This is a genomic window from Candidatus Nitrosotalea sp. FS (genome assembly GCF_011319475.1).
Lineage (GTDB): Archaea > Thermoproteota > Nitrososphaeria > Nitrososphaerales > Nitrosopumilaceae > Nitrosotalea.
In genome coordinates this window covers 508-2463 of record NZ_RCMC01000044.1, presented here as the reverse complement: position 1 = coordinate 2463, position 1956 = coordinate 508, and the positions used below count along the sequence as shown (strand labels likewise).

Annotated in this window: 3 protein-coding genes and 1 pseudogene; 3 read left to right on the top strand and 1 reads right to left on the bottom strand. The window is 37.4% G+C overall.

The window, feature by feature from the left end; all coding sequences use genetic code 11:
• The 3 genes and pseudogenes from tfb to DYY66_RS02195 all read left to right on the top strand — a co-directional run.
• Positions 1 to 134: pseudogene (tfb, locus tag DYY66_RS02205) on the top strand (transcription initiation factor IIB); the annotation flags it as partial.
• A 416-nt stretch (positions 135 to 550) separates the two neighbouring features.
• On the top strand, positions 551 to 1294 hold the full coding sequence (locus tag DYY66_RS02200; RefSeq protein ID WP_166285823.1) for an SDR family NAD(P)-dependent oxidoreductase: 744 nt from the start codon (positions 551 to 553) through the stop codon (positions 1292 to 1294).
• 42 nt (positions 1295 to 1336) lie between these two features.
• A complete protein-coding gene (locus DYY66_RS02195; protein WP_309223956.1) occupies positions 1337 to 1555 on the top strand; it encodes a hypothetical protein in 219 nt (72 codons plus the stop codon).
• Here DYY66_RS02195 and DYY66_RS02190 read toward each other — a convergent pair.
• Positions 1552 to 1956: DUF6293 family protein (locus DYY66_RS02190; RefSeq protein ID WP_255496000.1), on the bottom strand; the 405-nt coding region annotated here is incomplete at its 5' end. The genes DYY66_RS02195 and DYY66_RS02190 overlap by 4 nt on opposite strands.

Here is a 1956-nt window from a genome sequence, read left to right as displayed (position 1 = left end):
AGATCCGATGGGACTTGCAGCTGCTGCACTATACTTGTCATGTGTCATGAACGGAGAAAACAAGACGCAAAAAGATGTTGCCCAAGCTGCAGGAGTAACTGAAGTTACAATCAGAAATAGATACAAGGGATTAANACAAGGGATTAAAGGAATCTCTAAAGCTCTAAATTTTAAAAAATTATTTTTGTATCAAAACTAGTTTTCACTGTACAGTGGTTTAAAATTAAATGGCGTGGCCCTTGTTCGTAGACAGACAGAGATTACCTCTTTTAATCCGCACCCAAGTGGGATTTCACAATTCAAGTCTACGGAGCCACGCTCTCTTAAGCAGTAGATTTTGCATCTTTCTGCATTATTTATGATAAAACATCATCATATTTATTATTTCATATGTATTTTTTCATGTTTCTAAAGTATTTCAATAAAATATTGCAATAAACTGTCTCATAACCGGTGATCATCATACCGAAATGACATGTTTTTTTGAAGATCTGACAATTGATACGATTTTGGACAAAACTAATTTGATGCGGTACACGAACAAAAGTTGATGAAACTTTCTGGCAAGGTTGCAATTGTTACAGGAGGTAGTAGGGGAATTGGAAAAGCTACCGCAACTTTACTTGCACAACATGGAGCAAATGTTGTGATTACATCAAAAAATAATTCCAGTCTTCAAGATGCTGCAAAGGAAATGAAAAATATTCTAGCGATACCAGGAGACATTAGAAAAAATGCAGATGTTGAAAATGTTGTAAAAAATACTATTGAAACTTTTGGTAAAATAGACATCCTTGTAAACAATGCGGGTATCTTTCCCAAAGTAAAACCCATACATGAAATTTCTGAAGAAGAATGGAGTGATGTAATTGATGTAAACTTAACCGGACAGTTTCGTTTTACAAAAGCTGTGATACCACACCTGATGAAAACAAACGGTTGCATTGTTAATGTTTCATCAGACGCTGGATTGAAATCATTTGAAAATTTTGAAGCAGATGCATATACTGCATCAAAAGGGGCACTTGTTTTGCTTACAAAGGCATGGGCAGTAGAATATGCCAAGTACAAGATACGCGTAAATTGTGTCTGTCCTGGAATTGTGGAAACTGATATGACAAGTCCATGGCTTGAAAGTGAAGCAGACAGGGCAATGGCAGTTGCCGAACATCCAATTGGAAGAATTGGAATACCAGAGGATGTTGCAAAGGCAATACTCTATCTTGTTTCAGATGATTCCTCATGGGTAACAGGCGCAATTTTGCCTGTAGACGGTGGAATCATTACTAAATAATTATACTAATAAAATTAATAGAACCTAATTGTATCTCATAGTGTGACCCCGAAAAAGAAGAGTGCACTCAAGATAATCATCATGCTTTCTATCATTTGGTTTGCCGCAGCATTACCTGTACCTTTCATGTGGTCCAATCCAACCCAGCAGCAATCTGAGCAGTTTAAGACCTACCTGGAAATAGCCGCCTTGATTTCCGTACCATTTGTTGCAATGGGTATTGCCTGGACACTAAAGCCTGAGCTTACTACACGCGGCTAGCCAAGAAATTCTACTGCCCCGAGCCCTTCCGGTGTTGTTTTAATCCACCTAGTCCTTCCAACCCTTTCAACCTCGATAAATTTCCATTCGTTTACAAGTGGTTGTATGATATTTTTGTCAAGACTTGCAAATCTAGCTTGCTGGAAATTTTCTTCTCTTGCGTTAACCATGATAAGTTTTTTTTCGGATGTAATCTTTGCCATTTCTTTTTTGGTTATCTTTCCGCCATTTTCCTGAATTATTTTCAAAGCCTGCACCAAGACAGGTTTTGGTGTATGAATCTCATAAGCTGGTAACTTGACAACTGACTTTAGTCCTGAGGAGAGCTGTTCACCTTTTACACTGGAATAACTTTCTGGTTCTGCATAATATGGAGTAAGTTTTGTTTTTTCTTGAAACAT

Coding starts and splice junctions, on each gene's coding strand:
- DYY66_RS02200 (WP_166285823.1), top strand. CDS start 551: ATGAAACTTTCTGGCAAGGTTGCAATTGTTACAGGAGGTAGTAGGGGA.